Source organism: Nocardia sp. BMG51109 (assembly GCF_000526215.1).
Classification (GTDB): Bacteria; Actinomycetota; Actinomycetes; order Mycobacteriales; family Mycobacteriaceae; genus Nocardia.
Genome location: NZ_JAFQ01000004.1, coordinates 466,639 through 486,511, shown reverse-complemented (window position 1 = coordinate 486,511; position 19,873 = coordinate 466,639). Strand labels below are relative to the sequence as shown.

Annotated in this window: 14 protein-coding genes; 6 read left to right on the top strand and 8 right to left on the bottom strand. The window is 70.6% G+C overall.

All coding sequences use genetic code 11. The features are described from left to right. Positions 1–79: 79 nt before the first annotated feature. The 6 genes from D892_RS0103585 to D892_RS0103560 all read right to left on the bottom strand — a co-directional run bounded on the left by D892_RS0103585 (position 80) and on the right by D892_RS0103560 (position 12,084). A complete protein-coding gene (locus tag D892_RS0103585; RefSeq protein WP_024799936.1) occupies positions 80–778 on the bottom strand; it encodes a PadR family transcriptional regulator in 699 nt (232 codons plus the stop codon). Between the two features lie 395 nt (positions 779–1,173). Further along, the gene (locus D892_RS0103580) at positions 1,174–5,007 is read right to left on the bottom strand and encodes a multifunctional oxoglutarate decarboxylase/oxoglutarate dehydrogenase thiamine pyrophosphate-binding subunit/dihydrolipoyllysine-residue succinyltransferase subunit (protein WP_036566705.1); all 3,834 of its coding nucleotides are present in this window, start codon (positions 5,005–5,007) and stop codon (positions 1,174–1,176) included. Positions 5,008–5,189: 182 nt separating this feature from the next. Continuing rightward, positions 5,190–9,470, bottom strand: a complete 4,281-nt coding sequence (locus D892_RS44805) for an ABC transporter ATP-binding protein (RefSeq protein WP_084160914.1) — start codon at positions 9,468–9,470, stop codon at positions 5,190–5,192. Positions 9,471–9,653: 183 nt separating this feature from the next. Next, positions 9,654–10,436, bottom strand: coding sequence for a hypothetical protein (locus tag D892_RS0103570; RefSeq protein WP_024799933.1), 783 nt, complete (start codon positions 10,434–10,436; stop codon positions 9,654–9,656). Next, positions 10,433–11,374, bottom strand: coding sequence for an ATP-binding cassette domain-containing protein (locus tag D892_RS0103565; RefSeq protein ID WP_024799932.1), 942 nt, complete (start codon positions 11,372–11,374; stop codon positions 10,433–10,435). Before D892_RS0103565 ends, D892_RS0103570 begins: the two co-directional genes overlap by 4 nt. Further along, positions 11,371–12,084, bottom strand: a complete 714-nt coding sequence (locus D892_RS0103560; protein ID WP_024799931.1) for a hypothetical protein — start codon at positions 12,082–12,084, stop codon at positions 11,371–11,373. The genes D892_RS0103565 and D892_RS0103560 overlap by 4 nt, the downstream gene beginning before the upstream one ends. A gap of 153 nt (positions 12,085–12,237) precedes the next feature. Here D892_RS0103560 and D892_RS0103555 point away from each other — a divergent pair, with 153 nt between their 5' ends. Next, the gene (locus tag D892_RS0103555) at positions 12,238–13,119 is read left to right on the top strand and encodes an AraC family transcriptional regulator (RefSeq protein WP_024799930.1); all 882 of its coding nucleotides are present in this window, start codon (positions 12,238–12,240) and stop codon (positions 13,117–13,119) included. After that, entirely contained in the window at positions 13,116–13,550 is a 435-nt protein-coding gene (locus D892_RS0103550; RefSeq protein ID WP_232235966.1) for a VOC family protein, read from the top strand. Before D892_RS0103555 ends, D892_RS0103550 begins: the two co-directional genes overlap by 4 nt. A gap of 3 nt (positions 13,551–13,553) precedes the next feature. Here the strand turns inward: D892_RS0103550 and D892_RS0103545 are convergent, their stop codons facing one another. Continuing rightward, positions 13,554–14,579: a glutathione S-transferase family protein gene (locus D892_RS0103545; RefSeq protein ID WP_024799928.1), complete on the bottom strand. Its 1,026-nt coding sequence runs from the start codon at positions 14,577–14,579 to the stop codon at positions 13,554–13,556. 135 nt (positions 14,580–14,714) lie between these two features. Here D892_RS0103545 and D892_RS0103535 point away from each other — a divergent pair, with 135 nt between their 5' ends. Together D892_RS0103535 and D892_RS0103530 are read left to right on the top strand one after the other, a co-directional pair. Then, a complete protein-coding gene (locus D892_RS0103535; protein ID WP_024799927.1) occupies positions 14,715–15,509 on the top strand; it encodes an enoyl-CoA hydratase/isomerase family protein in 795 nt (264 codons plus the stop codon). Positions 15,510–15,644: 135 nt separating this feature from the next. Next, positions 15,645–16,880 carry a class I adenylate-forming enzyme family protein gene (locus D892_RS0103530; RefSeq protein WP_024799926.1) on the top strand — a complete coding sequence of 412 codons (1,236 nt, stop codon included), beginning with the start codon at positions 15,645–15,647 and terminating at the stop codon, positions 16,878–16,880. 155 nt (positions 16,881–17,035) lie between these two features. Here D892_RS0103530 and D892_RS0103525 read toward each other — a convergent pair whose 3' ends face one another. After that, complete coding sequence (locus D892_RS0103525; RefSeq protein WP_024799925.1) at positions 17,036–17,779, bottom strand: tyrosine-protein phosphatase; 744 nt, start codon at positions 17,777–17,779, stop codon at positions 17,036–17,038. 377 nt (positions 17,780–18,156) lie between these two features. On the opposite strand from D892_RS0103525, the gene D892_RS0103520 reads away from it, so the two are divergent. Both D892_RS0103520 and D892_RS0103515 read left to right on the top strand, forming a co-directional pair. Beyond that, positions 18,157–18,636, top strand: coding sequence for a hypothetical protein (locus tag D892_RS0103520; protein ID WP_036566704.1), 480 nt, complete (start codon positions 18,157–18,159; stop codon positions 18,634–18,636). Positions 18,637–18,703: 67 nt separating this feature from the next. Further along, a complete protein-coding gene (locus D892_RS0103515; RefSeq protein WP_024799923.1) occupies positions 18,704–19,873 on the top strand; it encodes an amino acid deaminase/aldolase in 1,170 nt (389 codons plus the stop codon).

Below are 19,873 nucleotides of genomic sequence, written 5' to 3'. Positions count from 1 at the left end.
CATTCCTCACGGGAGGCATCGATCGAGCCGATGCGAGTTCTGGTGCGGGTCGCGGGCGCTCCGTCGGCCGGGGCGCGTGTCACTGGTCGCCGGGCAGCGCACCGCCCTTTCGCAGTTCGGCGAGCACATCGTCGGTGACCGCGGCACCCCAGTCATGGCCGAGGTCGGGGGTTTCCGGCACGATGCGGACGCCGTTGGGGGTGAACTCGTCCCAATCCAGGACACCGGATTTCAGTTCGGCGGAGATGCGGCGTAACCAGGTGATTTCGGCATCGAGTTGGCCGCGCAGGTATTCGAGGACCATCCAGTACCGTCGGGCTACCCGTTTGCCGGTCAGCCAGTCGTGCAGCGCGTCGAGCTCGGTGATGTCGTTGTCCAGCCGGGCGATGCGCTCGCCCAGCAGCGCGAGCACCTCGTCCCGGGGCAGGTTGTGTGCCTCGGACACGGCCAGCGGAAAGATCGGATATTCGCGGAGGGGCCGCCGGATCAGCTCGGCGATCCGGTTCCGCAGCGCGGCGGTGCCGGATTCGGCGATCCGGTAGGTGGTGCGTTCGGGGCGGTTGCCCGCCCGGTCGGTGCCCTCGGGGTGGACGAGTCCCTGCTCCGCCAGCCGTGACACGGTGTGATAGAGCGAGCCGGGGCGGACCTTCACCAGGTAGTCCTCGCGCCGCTGCCGGAGCAGTTGATACATCTCGTACGGATGCATCGGCCGTTCCTCCAGGAGCGCGAGTACCGCAATCGCCAACGGCGTCAGCGTCGCACCCGGCTGCTTCGTCATTGCTCGCTTCCCTCTCGTTTTCGCTCGCGCAGGACTTTAGCCGCGGACCATGACATAGCCCATCACAAATATTCCGTACCGAATATACGGCGCGGAACTGTCGCCGGACAAGGGCGGATGACGACCGTCACAGCCGCTGCGCGCGGTTTATGGATGCCGTAGACGACACGGCGAAGAATCCAGTGACTGTCCGTGTGAGATCGCTCCGGCGCGGGTCGGTGACGCGGACGCGCGCGGCGTCGGGTGGCGGGCCACTCACATCGAATCGCCTACCGGGCAGCCGTTTTCGGTTCATACCGGTGGTGCGGGGGCGTGGACCCGGTGAAAGGCGAACGCCGGGCCGAATACGCTTCCGCAGGAAGCGAATCCGGCCCGGCGTCGCGCCGTTGTCGCGCTCAGGCGGTCGGCGTGAACGCCTCCGCGATGATCTCCGCCTGCTCCACTCCGTGCACCTTGCTCGAACCCGAGGACGGGGCCGACATGGCACGGCGCGAGATCCGGCGCAGCCGGGCGAACCGCTCCGGCAGGAACTCCGGCAGGTTCAGGCCGAAGAACGGCCAGGCGCCCTGGTTGGCCGGCTCCTCCTGCACCCACGCCAGATCGGTGGCGTTCGGGTAGGTGGCCAGCTTCTCGTTGAGCCGGTACGACGGGATCGGGTACAGCTGCTCGATCCGGATGATCGCCACGTCGTCGCGGTTCTTCTTGGCCTTCTCCGCGGCCAGCTCGTAGTAGAGCTTGCCGGAGGTCAGCAGGATCCGCTTCACCTTGGCGCGGTCGCCGTCGCCGCTCTCGTAGGTCGGCTCCTCGAGCACCGAGCGGAACTTGGTGTCGGTGAAGTCCTCGACGTTGGAGACCACGGCCTTGTTGCGCAGCATCGACTTCGGGGTGAAGACGATCAGCGGCCGGCGGATGCCGTCGAGCACGTGCCGGCGCAGCAGGTGGAAGTAGTTCGACGGGGTGGACGGCACCGCCACCGTCATCGAGCCCTCCGCGCACAGCTGCAGGAACCGCTCGATGCGGCCGGACGTGTGGTCCGGGCCCTGGCCCTCGTGGCCGTGCGGCAGCAGCAGCACGACCTCCGACAGCTGGCCCCACTTGGCCTCACCGGAGGAGATGAACTCGTCGATGATCGACTGCGCGCCGTTGACGAAGTCGCCGAACTGGGCCTCCCACAGCACCAGCGCGTCCGGATTGCCCAGCGAGTAGCCGTATTCGAAGCCGACCGCGGCGAATTCGCTCAGCGCCGAGTCGTGCACCGCGAACCAGCCCGGATTCGCGCTGCCGATGTTGTGCAGTGGGGTGTACTCCGCGCCGGACTTCCGGTCGACGATCACCGAATGCCGCTGGGTGAAGGTGCCGCGCCGGGAATCCTGACCGGTCAGGCGCACCGCGCGGCCCTCGTCGATCAGCGTGCCGAACGCCAGCAGCTCGGCGAAGGCCCAGTCGATCTTGCCCTCGTAGGCCATCTCGCGGCGGCGGTCCAGCACCGGCTTGACGCGCGGATGCACACTGAAGCCGTCGGGCACGTCGATGAAGGCGTCGCCGATGCGCTGCAGCACCGACTTGTCCACGGACGTGACGATCGTGCCGGGAACGGTTTGCTCCTCCTCGACCGATTCGCTCGGCTCCGGCGTGTACTTCTCCAGCTCGCGCACCTCGTTGAAGACCCGCTCCAGCTGGCCCTGGTAATCGCGCAGGGCGTCTTCGGCTTCCTTCATGGAGATGTCACCGCGGCCGATCAGGGCCTCGGTGTAGGACTTGCGGACGCTGCGCTTGGTGTCGATGACGTCGTACATGTACGGCTGGGTCATCGACGGGTCGTCGCCCTCGTTGTGGCCGCGGCGCCGGTAGCAGATCAGGTCGATCACGACGTCCTTGTGGAACCGCTCGCGGTAGTCGGTGGCCAGCCGCGACACCCAGGTGCACGCCTCCGGATCGTCGCCGTTCACGTGGAAGACCGGGGCGCCGATGAATTTCGCGATGTCCGTGGAGTATTCGGTGGAGCGGCTGTTCTCCGGGGCGGTGGTGAAGCCGATCTGGTTGTTCACCACGATGTGCACGGTGCCGCCGACGCGGTAGCCGCGCAGGCCCGACATGTTCAGCGTCTCGGCGACCACACCCTGCCCGGCGAAGGCCGCGTCACCGTGCAGCATCAGCGGCACGACCGAGAAGGTGCGCGCCTCCTCGCCCTTGGTGACCAGGTCCTCCTTGGTGAGCAGGTCCTGCTTGGCGCGGACCAGGCCCTCCAGGACCGGGTCGACGGCCTCCAGGTGCGACGGGTTGGCGGTCAGCGACACCTCGATGTCGTTGTCGCCGAACATCTGGATGTAGGTGCCGTGCGCGCCGAGGTGGTACTTCACGTCGCCCGAGCCGTGCGTCGCGGCCGGGTTCATATTGCCCTCGAACTCGGTGAAGATCTGCGAGTAGGGCTTGCCGACGATATTGGCGAGCACGTTCAGGCGGCCGCGGTGCGGCATGCCGATCACGACCTCGTCGAGCGCGTGCTCGGCGCACTGATCGATGACGGCGTCCATCATCGGGATGACGGTCTCCGCGCCCTCCAGCGAGAAGCGCTTCTGGCCGACGTACTTGGTCTGCAGGAAGGTCTCGAACGCCTCGGCCGCGTTGAGCCGGCTCAGGATGTACTTCTGTTGCGCGACAGTCGGTTTCTCGTGCTTCTGCTCGACCCGGTCCTGCAGCCACTGCAGCTGCTCGGGATCGAGGATGTGGGTGTACTCGACGCCGACGTGCCGGCAGTAGGCATCGCGCAGCAGCGACAGCACGTCGCGCAGCTTCATCCGCTCCTGGCCGTGGAAGCCGGCGACGTTGAACTCGCGGTCCAGATCCCACAGGGTCAGGCCGTGCTGGGTGACGTCCAGGTCGGGGTGGCTGCGGAACTTGTCCTTGACCAGCCGCAGCGGGTCGGTGTCGGCCATCAGATGGCCGCGGTTGCGGTAGGCGGCGATGAGCTCCTGGACGCGGACGCTCTTGTCGACGCCACGCTCCTTGATGTCCTTGCGCCAGCGCACCGGCTCGTACGGCACGCCCATGCCGTGGAAGATCTCGTCGTAGAACTCGTCGGAGATCAGCAGCTGGTGGATGGTGCGCAGGAAGTCGCCGGACTCCGCGCCCTGGATGATGCGGTGGTCGTAGGTCGAGGTCAGCGTCATCAGCTTGCCGATGCCGATCTCGGCCAGCTGCTGGTCGCTCATGCCCTGGAACTCGGCCGGGTACTCCATCGCGCCCGCGCCGACGATCGTGCCCTGCCCCGCCATCAGCCGCGGCACCGAGTGGTTGGTGCCGATGGTGCCCGGGTTGGTCAGCGAGATGGTGACGCCCGAGAAGTCCTCAGCGCCGAGCTTGCCGTCGCGGGCGCGGCGAACGATGTCCTCGTAGGCGGTGTGGAACTGCGCGAATGTCATGGTCTCGCAGTTCTTGATGGCCGCGACGACCAGTGTGCGGTTACCGTTCTTCCCGGGTAGGTCGATGGCCAGGCCCAGGTTGGTGTGCGCGGGGGTGACCGCGTTCGGCTTCCCGTCGACCTCGGCGAAGTGCCGGTTCATGTTCGGGAAGGACTGGACCGCCTGCACGATCGCGTAGCCGAGCAGGTGGGTGAAGGAGATCTTGCCGCCGCGGGTGCGGGCCAGGTGGTTGTTGATGACCAGGCGGTTGTCGATCATCAGCTTCGCGGGGATGGCGCGCACACTGGTCGCGGTCGGGATCGTCAGCGACGCCGACATGTTCTTGACGATGGCGGCGGCCGGGCCGCGCAGCGGCTTCGCCTCGTCGGCGCTCGGCTCGGCCTTCGGGGCGCCGGTGGTCGGCGCGGCGTTGGAGGCCGGGGCCGGGGTGGTCTGGGGGCTACGCGCCTGCGGCGGGGCCGCGGCGGCCGAGGCCGCCGTGTTCACCTTGGGGGCCGGTGGAGTGGCGTTCTGGGCCGCCGGCGCGGCGGCGGGTGCGGGCGCGGCCGCCGGCGCCTGCGCGGGTGCGGGCGTGGCATTCGTCGGTGCAGCGGCGGTGCCGGCGACGGGAGTAGCGTCAACACCCGGCGCCCGACCCGAGCTGTTGGTCTCACCCGTCGACTCCGGCGTGTAGTCGGCCAGGAACTCGTGCCAGCTCTCGTCGACCGACGCCGGGTCTTGCTTGTACTTCTGGTACATCTCGTCGACGAGCCACTGGTTCTGTCCGAACTGGGATGTTGAGCTGCTCACAGCAGGTGTTCGCCTCATTTCGTTCTTCGCGCTGCGACGTTTGTGACGTGCTCGGCACGGGTGACCGGCGTGCTATGCGCCGATCCGCCCTTTCTGAGGATAGGCCCCGGCCCGCTACCGCGCCCCACGGTGGTCTCTATGCGTTTCTTCGCGTTACGCAAAGTTTTCGCCTCCGTTCCCCGTGGCGTGCTGCGATGTGGCTACCTCCGGCCGGACAGACCCAACCCTCTCTGTGACGACTCGTCCGGAGACGAGAATATTCCTTCGTCCGAACGTGCCGCCGACCACAGTCGGGAATAGATCCCCCCGGCCGCGACAAGCTCGTCGTGCGAGCCGATCTCGGCGATGCGGCCGCCGTCCACCACGGCGATGCGGTCCGCCCGCGCGGCCGTGACCAGCCGGTGCGCCACGATCACCGCGGTGCGGCTGTGCGTGGTACCGGCCCGCACCAGCGATCGGCTCGCCGCCAGCACCTTCTCCTCGCTGTCGGGGTCCAGTACGGCCGTGGCCTCGTCCAGCAGCAGCAGGTCCGGGTCCACCAGTTCGGCGCGGGCCAGGGCGAGGAGCTGGCGCTGCCCGGCCGACAGCCCGCGCCCGGCCTCGCCGACCGGCTGATACATGCCCGCCGGTAGCGCGGCGATCATGTCCAGCGCGCCGACGGCCGCGGCGGCCCGTTCGATCTCCGCTCGCGTGGCGGATGGTTTCCCGAATGCAATGTTGCTCGCGACGTCGCCGGTGAACAGGTGAGCTTCCTGCGGGACCATGCCGAGCCGGCCGCGGTAGTCGGCGAGGCGGTAGTCGCGGATGTCGGTGCCGTCGACGCGGATGGTGTTCGGCCGGTCGGCCGGATCCGGGCGCGGCAGGTCGTACAGGCGCGCAAGCAGTTTCACGATGGTGGACTTGCCCGCGCCGGTCTCGCCCACCAGCGCCAGCGTGCTGCCCGCCGGAATGTGCAGCGAAACATCCCGCAGGGCGGCTGTTTTCGCGTCCTGGTAGCGGAATCCGACGTCGGTGAGGGTGATGTCGGCACGCAGCCGGCCGGGGATCGCGACCGCATCCGGCGGGTCCGGCTCGATCGAGGACGGCGTGTGCAGCAGGGCCTCGATCCGCCGCAGCCCGACCCGGGCCTGCTGGTAGCCGTCGAACACCTGCGACAGCTGCATGATCGGGCTGAACAGCAGGCCCAGGTACAGCACGAACGCGACCAGGGTTCCCGCGGTGGTGGTGCCGTGCGCGACCTCCCGCGCGCCCACGTAGACGACCGCGGCCTGCGCCAGGTCGGCCCAGGCGACGACGAAGGCGAAATAGAGCGCGATCGCCCGCTGCGCGCGCAACCGGGCGCGGCGGTAGGCATCGGAGTACTCGGTGAAGCGGTGCGCGGCATGCGGCTCGTGCCGGTAGGCCTGGCTCGCGCGCAGCCCCGCCACGTTCTCCTGGAAGTCGGCGTTCACCGTGGCCACGCGCTCGCGGGCAGCCGAATAGGCGGCAGCCGACACCTTGCGGAACACCAGCGTGGCCGCGACCAGCGGCGGCAGCGTGGCGAACACCACCACCGCCAGGCCGGAGTCGATCACCAGCAGCGCCACCGCGATCCCGACGGCGGTTCCCATGCTGATCAGCGCCGTGGTCAGCCCGGTCTGCAGGAACGTGGACAACGCGTCGATATCGGTGGTCATCCGGGTCATGATGCGACCGGACAGCTCCCGCTCGTAGTAGTCGAGCCCGAGCCGCTGCAGGTGCGCGTAGCTGCGCACCCGCAGCCCGTAGAGCACCCGTTCCCCGCCGCGCGCCGACAGCAGCGTGCCGAGCGCCTCGTCCAGCCAGCTCAGCACGGCCAGCCCCGCCGCCGCGACGGCCGCGGTCGCCAGCACCCGCGCGCTCCCGGCGGCCACGCCGTCGTCCAGCGCATACCGGGTCAGCGCCGGAAAGGCCACGCCGACAGCGGCATTCGCCGCCAGCAGTGCCACGACCGCCAGCAGCAGCCACCGCACCGGCCGCAGCAGCCGCACCAGCCGGAAGTTCGGCTCCGGCTGCTCCAGCGCATCGTCATCGAGCCCGGGCCGCTCGGTCGGCGCGGGCAGCCGGGCGAGGTTGTGCAGAATCTCGGGCGGCACGTCGATGACGGACGCAGCCGTACTCGCTGATCGCTGTGCCCCTGTCGCCGACGCTCGCGCGATACCGGTCGTCGGCCGGTTCGGCCGCGCACCGATGGCGCTCGGCGACGGGCCGGACACCGAATGGGTGCCGTTCCGGCCGAGCGGAGTCGCCGGCTCGGTGGTATCGGCGAGTGGCTCGGTGGTATCGGCGAGTGGCTCGGTGGTGGTCGGCTCTCCGGCTTCGCCGGCCGGGCGCACGGCGTCCCCCGATGGGGGTGGTGCGTCGTTCGCCGCGTGGGTATCGGGCCGGTCTGCCGAATTCACCGGTTCGGTTGTGCCGATGAGCGGCTCGGTGGCATCCGAACCGTCGGCCGCCGTCGGCGCGGCGGCGGGAGATTCCGGTGATTGCCCAGTAGCTGTCGTCGAGCGACGCGGCTGTGCGCCGCTTGGGCTTTCGAGGGTGCCGGGGTTCATCGGTGGCGTGGTCGCGGCGCCGGTCGTACCCGTTTCCCCGGGTAGGGCGCCTGCCGAGGGTATCGGTTGGGTTGTGGCGGCGTGTGACTCGTCGGTGGTCGGCGGTTTCGTGGTCTCGGTGGTCGCAGCCAGGGCCTGCGGGGTGGTTCCGTCGGCGGTGGGTGGGGATTCGGGGGCGGCCGCTCGGGGCCAGAGGTCGGTGGTGCCGGGATGGTCGGGGGCGGGAAGGCGGATGATGCGGTCGGCGTGGGCGAGGGTGGATTCGCGGTGGGCCAGGATCACGGTGGTGCGGCCGGGGCGTGCCGTGCCGGAGTCGCCGGTCAGGGCGTCGTAGATGGCCGCCTCGGTGACGGCGTCGACGGCCGAGGTGGCGTCGTCGAGGATCAGGATTCGGGGGTCGGCCAGGAGTGCGCGGGCGAGGGCGAGGCGCTGGCGCTGGCCGCCGGACAGGGTCAGGCCGCGCTCGCCGACCATCGTGTCGTAGCCCTCGGGAAGCCGGTCGATGAACGTGTCGGCGGCGGCGAGTTCGGCGGCCCGGCGGATCTCGTCCGGCGTGGCGTCGGGCCGGCCGAGCGCGATATTGGCGGCGACGGTGTCGGAGAACAGGAACGGCTCGTCGAACACGACGCCCACCGCCGCGCGCAGGTCGGCCGCCCGCACATCGGCGACGTCGACCCCCGCGGTGCCGGATGCGGTACCGCGCAGCATGATCCGTCCGGAGTCGGGGCCGAACAGCCGGGGCAGCAGCAGTGCCAGGGTGGACTTTCCGGAACCGGCGGGGCCGATGATCGCCACCGTCTCGCCGGGGCGCACGGACAGGTCGAAATCGCGCAGCACCGGCCGGTCCGGGTCGAATCCGAAGGTGACCGAACGCATCTCGATTCCGAGCGGACCGTCGGGCAGCGGTCGCGGGTCGGGTGGATCCGTCTGTTCGGGCGCGGAGTCGATCACCTGGTAGACGCGTTCGGCGGCGGCCCGCGTCAGCTGCGCCATCACGATCACGTTGGCCACGATGCGGGTGCTCGACGACAGCATGGTGACGTAGGCGGCGAACGCCAGGAACGTGCCGACACCGATCATGTCGTGCAGCGCGAGCGTGCCGCCCAGCGCGATCACGGCGACCATCCCGAGCTGCGGGATCGCCGAAACCGTCGGCGCGAACCGGGAGTCGATGCGCGCGGAGCGCATCCGCTCCGCGTACAGCCGGCGCCCGTGCTGCTCCAGCACCCCCACCATCCGGGACTCCTGCCCGAACCCCTTCACCACCCGGACGCCCGTGACGGTCTCCTCGACGTGCTGGGCCAGATCGGCGGCCCGCTGCTGCGCCGACCAGGTGGCCGCGTGCAGCAGGGGGCGGACCCGGTACACCACCAGGCCGAGCGCCGGCACCGTCAGCAACGCGACGGCGGCCAGCAGCGGCGACAACACCAGCATGACGGCGGCGGCGAGCACGAAGACCAGGACCATCGCCGACGACAGCGGCGCCATCGCCAGCAGGCCCTGTACCAACTGCAGATCGGTGATCGACCGCGACACCACCTGCCCGGTGCGCAGCCGGTCCTGGCGCGGTCCGTCGTAGCGCTGGAGGGCGGTCAGCAACGAGATACGCAGTTCGTGCTGCACGTTCAGCGCGAGCTGCCCGGTCAGCCAGCGACGCCCGTACGCCGTGGCGAACCGCGCCACCGCCAGCCCCGCCAGGACCATCGCGATCGGGCCGATCGCGTGGAGATCACCCGCCTGGGCGCTGTCGAGCGCCCGCTTGGCCGCCAGCGGCGCCGCGGCCTCCGCCAGCGCACCACCCACCACCGCGGCGAGCACACCCGCGAGCAGCCGTGGATGCGCTCGACACGCAGCCCACAGCCGGCGAATCCAGCCGGGGTTGCGATGTCGTGTTGTCGCCGCGTCGGTCATGTCGATTCGACGTTACAGACGCCGACCGACAGGGCGGCGTTCCGAGCAGCGGTGCGACCGCCGGAGGGCGCACCGAAGGCATACCGCGCGGCGAGCGCGGACACCATCTCGCGGTGATCGGCTCGTACCGCCGACGTGGACCAGCCGGGCCATCACTCTCGGCTCGGATCTCGTCGCTCTCGTTCAGATCTCGCGCTGCCGCAGGTACCACCAGGCGGCGCCGCCGGCGGCGGCCGCCCAGACCACCAGCACCACCACCGAGGCCGCGCTCGGCGGCAGGAACGGGCTCTTCGGGAACGAGTCGACCGCGACCGTGCCGACGGTCGCCGAACCGGGCAGCACCGCCGCGAACCCCGGAATCCCGGCGCCCCGCAACACCAGCCACAGCAGCGGCTCGGCGACCACCAGCCAGCCGGCCATCGCGGCGATCGCGAGCACCGCCGAGCGCAGCAGCAGGCCGAGGCTCGCGCCGATCACGCCCCAGCACAGCGGCGCCAGCAGGCCGCCGGCGAACACCTCCACCAGGCGCAGCCCGAACTCGATCTTGTGCCGCCCGAACGCCAGCAGCCCGATCGCGGCGCCCACCTCGGCCGCCGCCGCGAGCAGCAGCGAATACACCGCCGCGACAGCGATTTTCGCACCGCACAGCAGATCGCGGTCGGGCGTGCAGAGGGAGCTCAGCGCGATGCTCCGGTAGCGGTATTCGGCGCCCGACCCGAGGGCCGCGAACACGCCGGCCACCGCCAGCGCCACCGCCACGCTCAGGTAGAGGCCGATGCTGGCGGTCCCGGTCGCCAGCACCTCGTCCTCCTGCGGCGGGGTCCCCGTGATCGCGGTGACGGCGGCGGCCACGAAGCCGATCCCGGCGCACGCCGGGAGCAGCGCCCAGCCCGCGCGCAGCGTGGTGATCTTGCGGATCTCGACGGTGGCGGCGCGGCCGACGTCCGCCGGCACGGTGAGGATCATGGTGGCGTCCCGTAAGGCATCGGAGGGGCGGTGGTCGGCGGCTGTGCGGGCCGGGTCAGCGCGGCGAGCACCCGGTCGGGGTGCACCGGTTCGGGGATCAGCTCGGTGAGCTGCACCCGGGCGGTGCTCGCGGCCGCCTCGACCTCGGCCCGGGTGGCCTCCGCGACGGCCAGCCGGCCGTCCGAGCGCATCACGGTATCGGTGAAACCCCGCGCGGCCAGTGTGGTGGCCAGCGCGATCGGGCTGGAGACCCCGACGATCAGCCGGTCCGGGTGGCTGCGCCGCAATCGCCGCGGGCTGCCCTGGTAGACGACGGCGCCGTCGGCCAGCACGATCAGCTGATCGACGACGGGTATCGCCGCCGCCAGGCTCTGCGAGGTCAGCAGGGTGGCGCCGCCGCGGCGGGCGCGCCGGCGCAGGAACTCCGACAGCCAGTCGCATTCGGCCGGGCCGAGCCCGGCGAGCGGATCGTCGAGTACCAGCAGCGGTGGATCGCCCAGCAGCGCGATCGCCAGCGCCAGCCGCGTCTGCACACCCGGCGGGAGCGCGCGGATCCGCTGCCCGGCGACGGCCTCCAGGTTCGTCAGCGCGAGCAGCTCGTCCACCTGATCGTCGGAAGCGCTTGCGGCGGCGGCATAGACGCGCAACTGCCCCCGCACGGTGCGCGCCGGATGCAGGCCGCGAGGCTGCAGCATCGCCCCGGCCGGGGAGCCGGTGCGCCGGGCCGGTCCGCCGCCGATCGCGGCCGTGCCGGCGGTCGGCGGCAGCAGGCCCAGCAGCATCCGCACGATCGTCGTCTTCCCCGAGCCCGGCGGCCCGATCAGGGCGGCGGTGGTACCGGACGGCACGACGAAGCTCACCTCGCGGACCGCGTGCACGCCCTCGAACCGCTTGGTCAGCTCGGTGGCCGCGAAGGCCGGTGGTCGCGCCGCGCTCATCGCTGCCCGGAGGACTTCTCGTCCAGCGCCGGCAGCGGATCGGCGTCGATCACCATCGAACCGGGCCAGTTCGCCGGCGCGGGCCCGAAGGCCGAGCGGGCATTGGCGATGGTGGTCTTGCCGATCATGCGGTTGCCGTAACCGCCGATCGCGGCACCGATTCCGGCCGGCAGCACCTTGCCGAACATGAGCGCGCTGCGCTTGGCGATGAACTGCACGACGAACCGCTTCATCAGGGAGTCGTTCATATTGCGGATGCCGGGAATCTGGTCGGCCAGCAGCATCCCCCAGTTCTTCGCCGAATGCCCGACGCTGTTTTCGACGATCTCCATCCCGCTCTCACCCAGCACGACCGCCAGCACCAGCGCGCGGCGGCGCTCCTTGTCGTCGGGGGCGATGCCGTGCACGGCCGCGACCGCGAGGGTGAACACCGCCGATGCTTCCAGGAAGAACGTCGTCTCCGCGCTCATCGCGGCCAGCGAGGTGACGGTGCCGACCCCCGGGACGGCGGCGGTGGCCCCGACCGCGGTGCCGCTGCCCGTCACGGTGGTCAGGTACATCCGCTCCAGCCGCTCGAGGATCTGGGCCGGGCTCTCGTCCGGATGCGCCCGCCGGAACCGGTCGACGTACTTGGCGACCGCGGGAGCCTGCAGCTGCGCCCCGTTGTCGAGTAGTGCCCTCACCGCCTTCTCCGCACCGCCCTTGAACATCGGTAACCCCTCTCGTACGTCCGCTGAGGAAACTCTAGTGGGGCGCCGGGCGTGCCGCCGTTCCCCTCGAGTCCGCACTCGAGGACTGCCCGCTTTCCGGGACAACGAACCGGCGCGCTGGGCCGGTTCCCGAATCGGGCCTAGTGTTGTGGCGTGAGTGGTGTCTCCGCGGGCGCCGGCGGTGTGCCCGATCCGCGGCTGCGGACATTGGTCCGCAGCTACGAGGGATATCTGCTGCGCGGCTTCGATCCGGGCACGCATATCGGGATGCCCGGCACGTACCTCACCGTGATCGTCACGATCGACGAGCCGCTCGACATCCCCGTCGCCCCGCACCCGGGGCAGGGGCCGGGCACCTGGGAGGCGATGGCCAGCGGCCTCACCGTGCGGCCGTGCACGATCGCGCACAACGGCTTTCAGCACGGTGTGCAGCTGGCGCTGACGCCGCTGGGCGCGCGGGTCCTGCTCGGCGTGCCGGTGGCGGAGCTCGGGTCGTGGGTGGTCGACCTGTCCGACCTGCTCGGTCCGGACGCCCGCGAACTGCGCGAACGGCTCTCGGCCACCGCGGACTGGTCGAAGCGGTTCGCGATCCTGGACGAGGTGCTGCTGCGCCGGGCCGCCGATGCCGCCATCGAGGATCGGCTGGGCCGTGCGTGGCGGTTGCTCACCGCCGGGGCCGGCCGGACCCGCGTCGCCGAGGTGGCCACCGATATCGGCTGGAGCCGGCGACATCTCGGCAACCGGTTCGCCGCCGAATTCGGTATCACCCCCAAGGACGCCACCCGGCTGGCCCGGTTCCAGGCCTCGCACCGGTTGCTGCGGTCGGTCGCCACCGGATCCGGCGCGCCGGTCACGGTGCGGACCGGGGTGCCGATCGCCGACGTCGCCGCCACGGTCGGGTACTACGACCAGGCGCATATGGCCCGGGAGTGGCGCGAGCTGGCGGGCATGCCGCCGTCGGCGTGGCTGGCCCACGAGCAGTTCCCATTCGTCCAAGCCCCGATCCTGCTGGAGCTGGAACGCTCGGACACATGACCGATTCAATGACTACCAGCACGACTACCAGCACTCGTACCGGCACGGCGGTCTGGCCTTGCCTCAGCTACCGGGACGCCCCCGCGGCGATGGACTTCCTGCGGCGGGCCTTCGGCTTCACCGAGAGCGCGCGCTACGGCGAGGGAGACGTCGTCGAGCACGCCGAGATGACCCTGCCCGGTGGCGGCGGCCTCATGCTCGGCACCACCCGGGAGAGCGCGGCGGCCGATGGGTGTCCCGCCCCGGGCGGTTCGATCTATGTCGTCATCGACAACCCCGACGAGTTGTACGAGCGTGCCAAGGCCGCCGGTGCCACCGTCACCCGCGAACTGCGCGACGAGGACTACGGCTCGCGCGGGTTCACCTGCCGCGATCCGGAGGGCGTGTACTGGAGCTTCGGCACCTACGCCGGTGCCCGGCCACACGCCTGACGATCACCCCGCGCCGTGTTCGGCCGGGACGCGTTCGGGAACCGGCGGCGGCGGTGGCGGCGTGCCGTCGCCGAACGGGCTGCCGCCCAGCTCCTCTCGGCCGTGCGGCGTCAGCCAGTCCGACAGATCGGGGCCCTTCGGCACGATCCGGGTGGGATTGATATCCGAGTGGACGATGTAGTAATGCTGCTTGATCTGGGTGAAATCGATCGTGTCGCCGAAGCCCGGGGTCTGGAACAGATCGCGGGCATAGGCCCACAGCACCGGTAGCTCCGTCAATTTGTTGCGGTTGCACTTGAAATGGCCGTGATAGACCGGGTCGAAACGGGCCAGGGTGGTGAACAGCCGCACGTCCGCCTCGGTGATGGTGTCGCCCACCAGATAACGCTGCCGCGCCAGCCGCTCGGACAGCCAGTCCAGCGCGGCGAACAGCCGGTCGTAGGCGGCCTCGTAGGCATCCTGGGCGCCGGCGAAGCCGCAGCGGTAGACGCCGTTGTTGACCTCGGTGTACACCCGCCGGTCGACCTCGTCGATCTCCTCCCGCAGCGGCTCCGGATACAGCTGCGGCGCACCCGGCCGGTGGTAGCCGGCCCATTCGGTGGAGAAGTCGAGGGTGATCTGCGGGTAGTCGTTGGTGACCACCTGCCCCGTCGGCACGTCGACGATTGCCGGAACGGTGATGCCGCGCGGATAGTCCGGGATTCGCGCGTTGTACGCGTCGCGCAGGAAATGGATGCCCAGTACCGGGTCCACGCCGCCGGGATCGAGGTCGAAGGTCCAGCTGCGCTGGTCGTGGGTGGGACCGCACAGGCCCAGCGAGATCACGTCCTCGAGGCCGAGCAGCCGCCGCACGATCAGGGTGCGGTTCGCCCACGGGCAGGCGCGCGCGGCGACCAGGCGATAGCGGTCCGGCTCGACCGGATAGCCGTCCCGGGCGTCGGCCGTGATGCGGGTGGTGATGTAGTTCGTATCCCGTTTGAACTCACCGGGTTCGACATAGCCGGCGCTGTCGGCTGACGAGGTGCTCACCCGGCCAGTCTCGCAGATCCGGCCGGCACGCACCGACCGCCTCGCCGGGTGCGCGGGCGGTGTCGCCATCGCACCGCGCGAGGTCCGGTGCCGGGTGTGTTTCGCGCGGTGGCGGCGGCTGGAAAGATTCGGCCGATGAGCGATTCGAAACCCACCCGGCTGGAGCGCGTCGAGACCGAGCAGGGGGCGCGGTCGGCCGTGCTTACCCTCGACAGTCCGCCGCTGAACCTGTTCGACCAGGCGCTGCTGGAATCGCTGGCCGCCGACATCGCCGAGCTGAGCGCCGACCCGCCGCGCGCGGTCCTGCTGCGCGCCGCGGGCAAGGTGGTCTCCGGCGGCGTGGATGTGCATGTCTTCGACGGGTTGTCGGTGCGGCAGGGCGCCGAGCTGTGGCGCTCGCTGTTCGCGCAAATCATCCATCCGCTGGAGGCGCTGCCGTGCCCGGTGGTGTTCGCCGCGCACGGGCTGACCCTCACCGCCGCCTTCGAGATCGCCCTGGCCTGCGACATCCTGTTGGCCGGGCCCACCGCGACGTTCGGCTTGGTGGAGACGGTGGTCGGGCTGACGCCGTCGATGGGCGGCCCGCAGCGGCTGGCCGAGCGGGCGGGCTCCGGACGCGCCCGGGAATTGGTCATGACCGGCGACCTGTACGGCGCCGCCGTACTGGCGGAGTGGGGCGTGGTCAACGCGGTGCACGAGGACGTCGACGCCGCGGCCCGCGCGCTGGTCGCCCGGCTGGCCGACGGCCCGACCCGCGCCCACGCGGCGACCAAGCAGATCGTGGCGGCGTGGCGTTCCGGCGGTGTCGCCCATGCGGATTCGGTGACGCCGGAGGTGTCGGGCGAGCTGTTCGACAGCGCGGACCTGCGGGGCGGGGTGCGCAGCTTCCTGGAGAACGGGCCGGGGAAGGCGATCTATACGGGCCGCTGACGATGTGCCGCCGGCCGGGGAGATCCACCGTGGGTATCGACGACGCGTCGAAGTTTGCCGAATATCCGCCCACGTTTGTGATCTGCGTCATATAGGCTCGGGGGGCCTGCCGGAATCGAGGCGTTCGGAGGAGCCATGGCGCAGTTGTTGGTCGAATATCCGCAGTCGCGAAATCCGCGGTCCGACAACCCTCTTGCCCGCGGCGCCGATGGCGTGCTGCGCTACGGCAACCTGAACCCGGCGCTCACCGAACTGCTCGACGTCCAGGTGCACGCCTTCTCCGGGCGCGAGGCGGTGGTCGAGATCGGCGGCCCGCGGCTGACGTATCGCCAGCTGTGGCATGCGGCCTCGCGGATCGCGGGTGGTTTGCAGGAGCACGGAATCGGCTACGGCGACCGGGTCGCGGTCCGAATGCCGGTGGGGGCGCGCTGGGTTCAGGCATTCCTCGGCGCGCTGCTGTCCGGCGCGGTGCCGGTGCTGGTGCACGACGGACTGCCCGACGACGTTGCGGCCCGCGTGATCTCGGACAGTCGCGCGGATTTCGTGCTGGGCGGCCCCGGCGGCGCGGAGCTACCCGACGGCGCGGCGTTCATCGACGACGGCGCGTCCCTGAGCGAGCTGGCGCTGCTGTGCTACACGAGTGGCGCGGTGGCACAAGACCGTTCCGCCGGGCCCGCCGGGGTGGAGCTGACCAACGAGAATCTGCTGTCGGCGGTCCGCTCGATGGTGTGCGCGCTGGACCTGCCGACCGAGGGGCTGCGCAACCTGGTGTTGCTGCCGCTCGCGCACGCCAGCGGCTGCGTGGATCAACTGCTGCCGACGTTCGCCGTCGGCGGCACGGTGGTGCTCGTCCCGAATTCGTCGCTGGTGGCGGAGACCATCGTGGCCGAGCGCATCGATATGGTCGCGGCGACGCCGCGCATCTTCGCCGGCCTGCTGCCCGGACTGGCCGGCCTGCGCGCCGAGGGCGTGCGGCAGGTCTGCAGCGCGGGGCATCGCACCGAGCTGGCGGCCATCGATCCGGTCAGTTCCGGGGGCGTGGCCGCCGCGCTGCGCGAGGTGTTCCCGCTGGCGCGGCAGTGGTCGGTCTGGGGCGCCACCGAGACCAGCGGCATCGGCCTGGCCCTGCCCGACGGCACCGAGCCGCTGGGGTGCGACCTGCTCGGATTTCCGTTCGGCGGCACCGAACTGGCGCTGTGGGGCCCGCGGGCCGATACCGGCCACGGCGAACTGCTGTGCCGCGGGCCGAATGTCACCCCGCGCTACTGGAACGATCCGGAGACCACCGAATCCCGCTTCACCGGCTCCTGGTTCCACACCGGCAACCAGGTCGACATCGATGAGGACGGCCTCGTTCACCGCGCGGAGTGACGGGGCGAGTTCCCGGCGGCGTGCCGATGTGCGTCCGCCGGGCGGAGCGATCGGTCATCCTGCGCCGCGCAGGACGGTGCACGTTCACCCGGCGGAATAGTCGGCCTCGTCCGCCGGGCGGATATCTCCGCCGGGTGCGGTCGGGGCCGTCCGCGTTATTCGAGCAGGCGGTCGCGCAGCCGGGAGCGCAGGTCGCCGGTCAGGCCGATGCCGGCCAGGTACGTGTCGAGGTCGCCGTGCAGCTGGTGCATCGAATCCGTGCCCGCGGCCAGGTATTCCGGGGCGACTCCGAGCACGTCGAGCGGAAGGGCCACACGCCCACCGGAATTCGTCGCCACGTCGGCGCGCAGCGCATCGACGGCGTCGTTGCTGAGCAGGAAGTCCTCGAGCAGGTCGGCCTCGGTGACACCGGCCGCGCGCAGCAGCGTCGCGATCGCCCAGCCGGTGCGGTCCTTGCCGGCGGCGCAGTGCACCAGCACCGCACCGTCGCCTTGGACCAGCGAGCGGGCGATCGCCGTGATGGCGACGCCGGCCTCCGGCATGGCCGGGAAGGCCCGGTATACCTGCAACATCTCCTCCCACGGCTCGTCGTGCACCACCTCGTGCGGCGGCTTCTCGCCGATCCGCGAATCGAACGGGGTGCGCTCCAGACGCACGTCGTCGGGCAGCACGTCGGCGCCCAGATGCCTGATCTCCTCGGGACCACGCAGGTCGTGGACGGCCGCCACCGTGAGGTCGCGCAGCGTGGCGAGGCCGTCGGCGTCGAGCCGGCACAGCTGTGCCGACCGCAGCAGCGCTCCGGAGCGGACACGCGCGCCGCTCTCGGTGCGCAGGCCGCCGACGTCGCGGTAGTTGAACGTTCCGGAGATGAGGTACTGATCGGGTCGCGCTACGGTCACCTCTCCAGGTTATCGGCGGGCCGGTAGGCCCGGGTGTCGTTGGCCGATCGAACGGGCGAACGCGTGGCGACGGCCTTGTCACTGTGTGTTCGGACACAGATAACGGCGTTACTCTCGGTAACGGCGTAGTGTCTTGTCGGTTACGGGTAGTGCTCGTGGAGTCGTGGTCTCCGTTCGATCCCGGACGGGTAACGAAACAATCTTTCAGTCCGGAAACGCCGACGAAGCTGGTCGCGATCCCCGAAAACCCTCTACCATTGATGAATGTTGAACGGGTCGGCCGGGTTGGTACTCGGGGCGATCAGTGAAGATTTGCAACCCGTTGAGCGAGCCGCGCTGGTGCAGTGCGCGCGTTCATTCGCCCGAGGGAGTCGTCGTTGAGCGCAAGTGGAGAAATAGTCGAGGTGCGACCACATCCGACTGTCGAGGAGGCTGTCGAGCTGGCGGCCGCCGCCATCGACTGCACCGGTACACGCGCGCTGCGAGTCCTGTTGCACGCCGGGGTCAGTGCCCTGTGGCCGGCCATCAAGGCCAAGCCGCACCGGCAGATTCACACCTACGAATCGACCATCGAGGCCCTGCGCCGCCGATGGGCCGAACGCGCCGATCCGGTGGCCGAACCCACGGTGGCGGCGCGGTTCCGGGATCTGGATGCCCAGGTCGGGGCCTTTCTGCGGTTGTGCGCGGATCGGTCCGGGACGCAATGGCTGGAGCCGGTCGAGGCCATCGCGGCCTACGCGGTGGCGGTGATGCAGGGCACGGTGCTGCGCTGGCTCGCCGATTGCGACGACGAGACGATGCTGGTGGTGCTCGACGATCTGGTGTCGAGCCTGTCCACCAAGGCGGTCGACTGCTGAGATCCGGCAGTAATTGGACGGTTGACCAGTAACTCGGTTACGTGATTGAGTGGGACGGGTGACGGACCTGTCGCCGATCGCCGGGCTGCAGACGGCCACCGCGGACCTGAATCCGCCACTGGCCGCCCTCGATCTGGCCACCCTGCGTGCCAATGCCGACGACCTGGTGCGCCGCGCTCGCGGCGTGCCGATCCGGGTGGCCAGTAAATCGGTGCGCTGCCGCGCGGTGCTCGCCGAGGTGCTGGGCGACGAGCTGACCGCGGCCGGGGGGTTCGCCGGCATCATGTCCTACTCGCTGCGCGAGGCCGTCTGGCTGGCGCGCCAGGGCGCCCGTGACATCCTGCTCGGCTATCCCAGCGTCGATCGGGCGGCGCTGGCCGAACTCGGTGCGGACGCGGCGCTGTGCGAGGCCATCACGCTCATGGTCGACGATTCGGCGCAGCTGGAGCTGATCCGGGCCGCCGTGGGCGGCGATCGGGTGGCGCCGCGGGTGTGCCTGGACGTGGACGCCTCGCTGCGGATCGGTCCGGTGCACCTGGGCGTGCGCCGCTCGCCGATTCGCACGCCCGAACAGGCGGCACGGCTGGCCCGCGACGCGCTCGAGCGCGGTTTCCGGGTGGTCGGGGTGATGACCTACGAGGCCCAGATCGCCGGGCTGCCCGATACCAATCCCGCGGTGCGCGTGGTGAAGCGGGCGTCGGCCGCGGAGATCGGCAAGCGCCGTCGGCGGGTGCTGGACGCGGTGCGGTCGGTGGTGGGGAAGCTGGAGATCGTCAACAGCGGCGGGACCGGATCGGTCGAGGTGAGCGTCGCCGATCCGGAGGTCACCGAGGTGACCGCGGGTTCCGGGCTGTATCTGCCGACGCTGTTCGACGGGTATCGCACCGTCACGCCGCGTCCGGCGCTGTTCTTCGCGCTGCCGGTGCTGCGCCGGCCGGCGTCCGGCATCGCGACCGCATTCGCCGGCGGGTACATCGCCTCCGGACCGGCCGGAAAATCCCGGGTGCCGACGCCGGTGTGGCCCACCGGTTTACGGCTCGTCGGCACCGAGGGGGCGGGCGAGGTGCAGACCCCGCTGACGGGTGCGGCCGAACTCGCGGTCGGGGATCGGGTCTGGTTCCGGCACGCCAAGGCGGGCGAGCTGTGTGAACGCTTCGACCGCGTGTGGATCGTCGACGCCGACGGTGTCCGCAGCTCCGTCCCGACCTATCGCGGCGAGGGCCACAACTTCGGATGA